This window comes from Micromonospora globosa (assembly GCF_000717585.1).
Lineage (GTDB): Bacteria > Actinomycetota > Actinomycetes > Mycobacteriales > Micromonosporaceae > Micromonospora > Micromonospora aurantiaca.
In genome coordinates this window covers 413,979-422,059 of sequence record NZ_JNZR01000002.1, presented here as the reverse complement: position 1 = coordinate 422,059, position 8,081 = coordinate 413,979, and the positions used below count along the sequence as shown (strand labels likewise).

7 protein-coding genes are annotated in these 8,081 nt (G+C 75.6%); 2 read left to right on the top strand and 5 right to left on the bottom strand.

What is annotated here, in order from left to right:
• Positions 1 to 33: 33 nt before the first annotated feature.
• From IF06_RS0104350 to IF06_RS0104335, 4 genes are read right to left on the bottom strand one after another with little or no spacing between them, the layout of a single operon-like run.
• The gene (locus IF06_RS0104350) at positions 34 to 1,257 is read right to left on the bottom strand and encodes a dolichyl-phosphate beta-glucosyltransferase (RefSeq protein ID WP_030269153.1); all 1,224 of its coding nucleotides are present in this window, start codon (positions 1,255 to 1,257) and stop codon (positions 34 to 36) included.
• A gap of 3 nt (positions 1,258 to 1,260) precedes the next feature.
• Positions 1,261 to 3,603, bottom strand: coding sequence for an ArnT family glycosyltransferase (locus tag IF06_RS0104345; protein WP_030269151.1), 2,343 nt, complete (start codon positions 3,601 to 3,603; stop codon positions 1,261 to 1,263).
• Positions 3,604 to 3,648: 45 nt separating this feature from the next.
• Positions 3,649 to 5,181, bottom strand: a complete 1,533-nt coding sequence (locus IF06_RS0104340; protein ID WP_013286000.1) for a sensor histidine kinase — start codon at positions 5,179 to 5,181, stop codon at positions 3,649 to 3,651.
• The gene (locus IF06_RS0104335; RefSeq protein WP_030269147.1) at positions 5,159 to 5,905 is read right to left on the bottom strand and encodes a response regulator transcription factor; all 747 of its coding nucleotides are present in this window, start codon (positions 5,903 to 5,905) and stop codon (positions 5,159 to 5,161) included. Before IF06_RS0104335 ends, IF06_RS0104340 begins: the two co-directional genes overlap by 23 nt.
• A 135-nt stretch (positions 5,906 to 6,040) precedes the next feature.
• Between IF06_RS0104335 and IF06_RS0104330 the strand changes: the two genes are divergently transcribed.
• Together IF06_RS0104330 and IF06_RS0104325 are read left to right on the top strand one after the other, a co-directional pair.
• Positions 6,041 to 6,934 (top strand): SDR family oxidoreductase, encoded by an 894-nt coding sequence (locus tag IF06_RS0104330; protein WP_030269145.1) that lies wholly within the window; start codon positions 6,041 to 6,043, stop codon positions 6,932 to 6,934.
• Positions 6,931 to 7,728, top strand: a complete 798-nt coding sequence (locus tag IF06_RS0104325; protein ID WP_030269142.1) for an alpha/beta fold hydrolase — start codon at positions 6,931 to 6,933, stop codon at positions 7,726 to 7,728. Before IF06_RS0104330 ends, IF06_RS0104325 begins: the two co-directional genes overlap by 4 nt.
• A 30-nt stretch (positions 7,729 to 7,758) precedes the next feature.
• On the opposite strand, the gene IF06_RS0104320 is transcribed toward IF06_RS0104325, so the two are convergent.
• Positions 7,759 to 7,983: a hypothetical protein gene (locus IF06_RS0104320; protein WP_013285996.1), complete on the bottom strand. Its 225-nt coding sequence runs from the start codon at positions 7,981 to 7,983 to the stop codon at positions 7,759 to 7,761.
• Between the last annotated feature and the right edge of the window lie 98 nt (positions 7,984 to 8,081).

Here is an 8,081-nt window from a genome sequence, read left to right as displayed (position 1 = left end):
GGTCAGGGGCGGTGGGGTCAGGGGCGGTGGGGGTCAGGGGCGGTGGTGCATGGCCAGGCGGAGCAGGAGGAAGCGCAGGGCCGTCGCGGCCAGGTTGGCCGTTACCAGGACGGTCAGCTCCAACGCGCGGTTCGGGGTTGTGGTGGCGTGCAGCGCGGCCAGGGAACCGCTGGTCAGGGCCAGGCCGAGGGCGAACGCGAGCAGGCCCTGGAGGTGGTGCCGGCCGGCGTGGCGGCGCCCGGTGACCCCGAACGTGAGCCGCCGGTTGGCGGCCGTGTTGGCCACCGCGGTGAGCAGCAGCGCCAGCAGGTTCGCCGGCTGCGCCCCGAGCGGGCCGCGGGCCAGCAGGAACAACAGCAGGTACGCGAGCGTGCTCGCCACGCCCACAGCGGCGAACCGGGCGAGCTGGCGGGGCAACCCGATCGGCACCTGCGCCGGCGGGGCCGGCAACGGCCCCCGGCCGAGCTGGGCGCGTAACTGCGCCAGCGGCAGCGCCCCGGTCACCAGCGCCCGGCCCAGCCGCCCGATGCCGCGCAGGTCGGCCAGCGCGGTGGCGACGATGTCGACCCGGCTGTCCGGGTCGTCCACCCAGTCCACCGGCACCTCGTGGATGCGCAGCCCGGCCCGCTGCGCCAGGACCAGCAGCTCGGTGTCGAAGAACCAGCCGGTGTCCCGCACCAGCGGCAGCAGCTCGGCGGCCACGTCGGCGCGGATCGCCTTGAACCCGCACTGGGCGTCGGAGAAACGCGCCGCGAGCGCCCCACGCAGCAGCAGGTTGTAGCCGCGCGAGATGACCTCCCGCTTGGCACCCCGGACCACCCGGCTGGCCCGCGCCAGCCGGGTGCCGATGGCCAGGTCCGAGTGCCCGGAGATGAGCGGGGCGACCAGCGGCAGCAGCGCGGCCAGGTCGGTGGACAGGTCCACGTCCATGTACGCGAGCACCGGCGCCGGCGAGGCCGACCAGGCGGCGCGCAGTGCCCGCCCGCGGCCCTTCTCGTCCAGGCGCAGCACCCCCACCCCGGGCAGCTCGTCGGCGAGCGCCCGCGCCACCGCCGGGGTGCCGTCCACGCTGGCGTTGTCGGCCACAGTGATCCGGAACGGGTACGGGAAGTGCGCGGTCAGGTGCGCGTGCAGCCGCCGGACGCAGGGGCCCAGATCGGTCTCCTCGTTGTAGACCGGGACCACCACGTCGAGCACCGCGCTGCCGGCCGCGGGCCGGGCCTGCACGGCGGCCCGGGGCGCGTACGTGCCAGTCATCGCTCAGCCCTGCTTTCCGCTGCTCAGGTCGTACACGGTCACGCCGTCGACGGTGGTGGCGGTGAAGGTCTCGGTGACCCACGCGGCGATCTCGGCCGAGGCGTTGCTGCCGCCGTCGGCCCGGAACCCGCCGCCGCCGAGGAAGTAGTGGATCCGCCCGTCGGCGACGTACCGCTGGAACTGGGCGAGCGTCGGCGACGGGTCGCTGCCGTTGAAGCCGCCGATCGGCATGACCGGCCGGCCGGTCGCCAGCTGGTAGCCGGAGGCGTTGTTCGAGCCGATCGTGGCGGCGACCCAGGTGTAGTCGTCGGCGTCGGCGGTGAGCAGCGCGGTCATCTCGGCGCTCGGCTCACGGGCGTCGAGCAGCCCGCCCATGCCGCCACCGCGCTGCCCCCGCCCCTCCTGCCCGGTCCCGCCGTCCTGCCCGGGGAAGCCGCCCTGCCCCGGGGTGCCGCCCGGCGCGGTGCCGCCGTCCTGACCGGTGCCGCCGGGCGCGCCCGGGGTCGAACCACCACCAGGGAATCCGGGGAACCCACCGGCGTTCGCCCCGCCATCCTGGCCGGTACCGCCCGGGCCGGAGCCGTCGGAACCCGTGCCGTCCGAGCCGGTGCCGTTCGGGCCACCCGGGAAGCCCGGGAACTGCCCGTTCCCGCCGCCCGGCATCCGGCCGCCCGGTCCGCCGGGGCCGCCGAAGCCACCCGCTCCGGCCGGCCCGGCACTCGGGATCGAGCCGCTGTGGGGGGTGGCAGCGGTCTGCATCGCGTACGCGGCCGGCCCGGCCAGCGCCACCGCGATCCCGGCGACAGACACCACCGGCACCACCCACCGCACAACCCGCCCGGCAAACCCAGCCCCGGGCCCCGCCGCCACCCCCGTCTCCGAGTTGACCAAGGAGTTCGCGTCACTTTGAACGCCGTTCCCGGACGCGAACTCCTTGATCACCGCCGAGGTGGCAAGGAGGGCTGCGGTGGTCAGGCCCACGGCCAGGATTGTGGAGCGCAGCCAGGGGTGCCAGTCGGGGGTGCGGCCGAGCAGGTGCCAGGACCACCAGGCGGTGACCGCCAGCGTGCCGGCCAGGACCAGCGCGGCGGCGAACCGGCGCCACCGGCCCGGTGCTGAGCGGGCGCGCCACAGCAGCGTGACGCCGATGCCGGCCAGCGCGCCGACCGCCGGGGCCAGGGCGACCGTGTAGTACGCGTGGAAGATCCCGGACATGAAGCTGAAGATCAGTCCGGTGACCAGCAGCCAGCCGCCCCAGAGCAGCAGACCGGCCCGCGTGCGGTCGGTACGCGGTGCCCGCCCGGCCAGCCACAGCCCCGCGACCAGCAGGATCAGCGCGGCGGGCAGCAGCCAGGAGATCTGCCCGCCGACCTCGGTGTCGAACATCCGCAGGAGACCGGTCTGACCGGAGAACGGCCCGCCGCCTCCCCCACCGGGCCGGCCGCCACCGCCGCCCACGCTGCCCACCTCGTCGCCGGTGATGCGGCCCAGCCCGTTGTAGCCGAGCGTCAGCTCCAGGATGCTGTTGTTCTGCGAGCCGCCGATGTACGGGCGGGCGCTCGCCGGCGCCAGCTCGACGATCGCCACCCACCAGCCGGCGGAGACGACCACCGCGAGCCCGGCCAGCAGGAGCTGCCGGATCCGCCGTCCGAGTCCGGTCGGCGCGGCCAGCAGGTAGACCCCGGCGAAGACCGGGATCACCAGGAGCGCCTGGAGCATCTTGGTGAGGAAGCCGAAGCCGACGAGCACGCCGGTCAGCACGATCCACCGCGTGCTCGCCGTCTCGACCGCGCGCACCGTGGCGTACGCGGCGGCGACGAGCAGGAACACCAGCAGCGCGTCCGGGTTGTTGAACCGGAACATCAGCGTCGCCACCGGGGTGAGCGCGAGCACCGCGCCGGCGAGCAGGCCGGCGGCCGGGCCGTACCAGCGGCGGACGGTCGCGTACAGCACGCCGACGGAGGCGACGCCGAGCAGCGCCTGCGGCACCAGGATCGACCAGCCGCTCAGGCCGAAGATGCGCACCGAGAGCGCCATCAGCCACAGCGAGGCGGGGGTCTTGTCCACTGTGATCGAGTTGGCCGCGTCCGAGGAGCCGTAGAAGAACGCCGTCCAGCTCTGCGAGCCGGCCTGCACGGCGGCGGAGTAGAACGCGTTGGCCCAGCCGGAGGCGCCCAGGCCCCACAGGTAGAGCAGCGCGGTCGCGACCAGCAGGCCGGCCAGGGCCGGCCGGGCCCAGCGCGGATCGCGGCCGGTGCGGGTCTCCTCAGGTACGGGCGCGGGGGCCGGCTCGGTGCCGGGTGGACCGGCCGTGGGCACGGTCGGCGGGCTGTCGGTTCGGTTCATGCCGGCAAGACTCGGCGGGCCCGCTGGCCCGCTCCCGTGAGCGGCCTATGCGTCGGCTGTGGATCCCGGCAGCCAGACCGTGAACGCGGTGTGGCCGGGCCGGCTGACCACGTCGACCCGCCCGTGGTGCGCCTCCACCACGGCGGCGACGATGGCCAAGCCCAGGCCCGTGCTGCCCTGCGCGCGGGAGCGGGAGGTGTCGCCGCGCGCGAACCGCTCGAAGACCTCCGGCTGCAACTGCTCCGGGATGCCCGGCCCGTCGTCGGTGACGCGTAGTTCGACGCCGCCGGGCGCGGGCGCGAGCCGGACCGTGACTGTGGTGCCGGCCGGGGTGTGCACCCGCGCGTTCGCCAGCAGGTTCGCCAGCACCTGGTGCAGCCGGTGGGCGTCGCCGGTGACGGTGAGCGGCTCGTCGGGCAGGTCGAGTTGCCAGCGGTGGTCGGGCCCGGCGACGTGCGCGTCACTGACCGCGTTCACGGCCATGGCGGTCAGGTCGACCGGCTCGGCGGCGAGCGGGCGGCCGGAGTCCAGCCGGGCCAGCAGCAGCAGGTCGTCGACGAGGCTCGTCATCCGGGTGCTCTCCGACTCGACGCGGCGCAGCGCGTGCGCCACGTCGGGCGGCACCTCCTGGCGGCCCCGGCGGGCCACCTCGGCGTACCCGCGGATGGCAGCGAGGGGGGTGCGCAGCTCGTGGCTGGCGTCGGCGACGAACTGGCGTACCCGGGTCTCGCTGGCCTGCCGGGCGACGAGCGCGGCGGCGACGTGGCCGAGCATCCGGTTGAGCGCGCCGCCGACCTGCCCGACCTCGGTGCGGGGGTCGGTGTCGGCGGCCGGCACCCGCACGGACAGGGCGACCTCGCCGCGGTCGAGCGGCAGTTCGGTGACCCGGGCGGCGGTGGCGGCGACGCGGTTGAGCGGCCGCAGCGTCACCCGGACGATGAGCAGACCGAGGGCGCCGGCGATGACCAGGCCGGCGCCGATCACCCCGGCCTGCGCGACGAGCATCCACATGACGGTGTCGTCGACCTGGGCCAGCGGGATCGCGAGGACCAGCACGTCGCCGTCGCCGCGCGGCGACGGGAGCGCGATCGCGCGGTAGTCGCCCCGGTCGCCGACGACGACTGTGTGCGGGCGGTCGCCGACGGGTACGCGGGCCAGCGCGGTCAGGTCGGCGGCGGGCACCTCCTCGCTGTCGCCGTTTCCGGACCGGACCCGGCCGACGGGTTCGGCGGCGGCGGGCACCCGGACGGCGATCGAGCCCGGCGGGAAGCCGCCAGGGGGGTCCGGCGCCACCTCGTCGGAGTCCGGCGGGGTGGGCCGCTGGTCCGGTCGCGGCGGGTCGACGCCGCGGCGGGCCCAGCGTTCGAAGTCGGCGGGCCGCCGGTCGCCGAAGGTGAGCTGGTTGTCGATCTGGTCGATCAGGAAGTGTCGCAGCGCGACTGTGGTCAGGCCGCCGATGCCGATGCTCACCAGCGCGAGCAGCGCCACCACGGAGAGCACCAGGCGGCGGCGCAGCGACCAGCCGGCCAGGCGGCGGCGCAGCCGGCCGCCCCTGTCACTCGGCGGGTTTGAGGACATAGCCCGCCCCGCGCAGCGTATGGATCATGGGCGCGCGGCCCGCGTCGATCTTCTTGCGCAGGTACGAGATGTACAGCTCGACCACGTTGGCCTGGCCGCCGAAGTCGTAGTTCCACACCCGGTCGAGGATCTGCGCCTTGCTGAGCACCCGGCGCGGGTTGCGCATGAGGTAGCGCAGCAGCTCGAACTCGGTGGCGGTGAGCGTGATCAGGTCGTCGCCGCGGCGTACCTCGTGGCTGTCCTCGTCGAGGGTGAGGTCGCCGACGGTGAGCACCGCCTCCTGGCGGGCGGCGACCGCGAAGCCGGAACGGCGCAGCAGCGCGCGCAGCCGGGCGATCACCTCCTCCAGGCTGAACGGCTTGGTGACGTAGTCGTCGCCGCCGACCGTGAGCCCGGCGACGCGTTCCTCCACCGCGTCGCGGGCGGTCAGGAACAGCACCGGCACGCTCGGGAACTGCTCGCGCAGGCGGCGCAGCACCTGGAAGCCGTCCAGGTCGGGCAGCATCACGTCGAGCACCACGGCGTCCGGGCGGAACTGGCGGGCGGTGGTGACAGCCGCCATGCCGCTGCCGGCGGTGGCGACCTGCCAGCCCTCGTACCGCAGCGCCATCGAGAGCAGGTCGGTGAGTGTCGGCTCGTCGTCGACGACGAGCACCCGCACCGGTTCGCCGTCCGGTCGGCGCAGCTCGATGCGACCCTGCGCGGACTGCGCGTTCATGACCATGCCCCCATCGTGGGCGGACCCGCTGTCGGCGGGCTGTCCCGATCCTGTGTACCAGCTGTGCGCGCCGCGCGGCGGCGATCCGGGCAGGTCGACGGGGTCTTCCGCACCGGGGCTACCCGGTGGTAACTTCCCGGCATGTCCATCGATGGTCGTTTTTCCGGCCGGTTGGCCGGCAAGGTGGTGCTGGTGACCGGCGCGGCCCGGGGCATCGGCGAGCACACCGCCCGCCTCGCCGCGGCGCGCGGCGCCCGGTTGTCCCTCGTCGGGCTGGAACCCGACCGGCTCGCCGCGCTCGCCGCCGAGCTGGGCCCGGGGCACGCATGGTTCGCCGCCGACGTCACCGACCAGAACGCCCTCGCCGCGGCGGTGGACGGGACACTCGCGACGCTGGGCGGGATCGACGCGGTGGTGGCGAACGCCGGGGTGGCCAACCGCGGCACGATCGCCGTCGGCGACGTCGAGGCACTGGTGCGTACCGTCGAGGTCAACCTGATCGGGGTGATGCGCACCGCGGCGGCGACCGTTCCCGCGCTCGTCGACCGGGGTGGCTACCTGCTGATCGTCTCCTCGGCCGCGGCGTTCGCCGCACTGCCCGGCATGGCCGCCTACTGCGCCTCCAAGGCCGGCGTCGAGCAGTTCGGCAACGCGGTCCGCCTCGAACTGGCGCACCGGGGCGTGGCGGTGGGCACCGCCCATCCGTCGTGGGTGGACACCGACCTGGTCCGCGAGGCGCGCGCCGACCTGCCGGCCTTCTCCACGGCGCTGGCGAAGCTGCCCTGGCCGCTGCGGCGCACCACCACTGTGGCCGAGTGCGCCGAGGCGTTCGTCCGGGCGATCGAGCGCCGCAGCCGCCGGGTGTACGTGCCGCGCGCCGTCGCCGGCGTGCAGGCGATGCGATCGGTGCTGGTCAGCCCGCTGGCCGACCGGCTGGTGGGCCGCACCGCCCGCGCCACCGTCCCGCTGATCGAGGAGCAGTCCCGGGCGCTGGGCCGGGGCTTCGGTGCGAGCACGCCGCAGGGGCGGCCGTGACCACGGCGGTGGAGGTCGTCTACGAGCGGCGCGGCGCCGGGCCCGCGCTGGTGCTGCTGCACGGCATCGGTCACCACTGGGCCGCCTGGCGGCCGGTGCTGGACCGCCTCGCCGAGGCGCACGACGTGATCGCCGTCGACCTGCCGGGCTTCGGCCGCTCCCCGGTGCCCGCGGCCGGGCTGCCCGCCGACATGCCCGGGCTGGCCGCGGCCATGGTCGAGCTGTTCGGCGCGTTCGGGCTGGAACGCCCGCACGTCGCGGGCAACAGCCTCGGCGGCGCGATCGCGCTGGAACTGGCCGCGCTCGGCGCCGTCTCCTCGGCCACCGCGCTGTCGCCGGCCGGGTTCTGCAGCGCGCGCGAACTGCGCTGGGCGCTGACCGTGCTCTCCCTGCACCGCAACGCGGCCCGGCTGCCCGAACCGGTGCTGCGCCGTCTGTTCGCCACGCCCGCGCTGCGGATGCTGGCGATGGGCATGATCCTGGCCCGGCCCAACCGGATGGCGCTCGACGACGCGGTCGCCGACGCCCGCGCGCTGCGCCAGGCGCGGGCGTTCCGCGCCGTCGCGCGCGCCGGAAGGGGGTACGCCTACGCGGGCGCCCCGACCGTGCCGGTCACAGTCGCGTGGGGTACGCGGGACCGGATCCTGCCGTACCGGCAGGCGGCGCTGGCGCGTACCCGGCTGCCCACCGCGCGGCACCTGGACCTGCCCGGCTGCGGGCACGTGCCGATGCACGACGACCCCGAGCTGGTCGCCTCGGTCATCCTCGGCACCACAGGCGTCCGGCCGGCCTGACGCGCCGCGTCCGGCCGCTGCGAGACGACCTCACTCGGTCGCGCCGAACGGGAACGTGTGCACGTACCGCATCGTCCAGCCGCCGGGCGACGCGTGGTCGTCGCGCTCGTAGAGGTGGTCGGCCACCCCCTCGGCCGGTTCCTCCGGATGACGCAGCACCCACCGGGGCGGCGGCGCGCCGTCCGGCCCGGCGGGCAGGTCCCGGGTCAGCTCGTCGGCCGGCCCGCCGACGAACCGCACGCGCACCACGGCCACCGCTGCCCTCCGTCCGTCGACGCCCTCGCCGCGAAGCTACCCCGCCGCGGCGCCGCCCCTCGGCGGTTTGCACAGCTCCGGGGCCGGGTAGCGGGACC

Excerpts from the sequence above, each read along its gene's own strand:
- IF06_RS0104350 (WP_030269153.1), bottom strand. The coding sequence starts at position 1,257 with ATGACTGGCACGTACGCGCCCCGGGCCGCCGTGCAGGCCCGGCCCGCG.
- IF06_RS0104335 (WP_030269147.1), bottom strand. The coding sequence starts at position 5,905 with ATGGTCATGAACGCGCAGTCCGCGCAGGGTCGCATCGAGCTGCGCCGA.
- IF06_RS0104340 (WP_013286000.1), bottom strand. The coding sequence starts at position 5,181 with ATGTCCTCAAACCCGCCGAGTGACAGGGGCGGCCGGCTGCGCCGCCGC.
- IF06_RS0104345 (WP_030269151.1), bottom strand. The coding sequence starts at position 3,603 with ATGAACCGAACCGACAGCCCGCCGACCGTGCCCACGGCCGGTCCACCC.
- IF06_RS0104330 (WP_030269145.1), top strand. The coding sequence starts at position 6,041 with ATGTCCATCGATGGTCGTTTTTCCGGCCGGTTGGCCGGCAAGGTGGTG.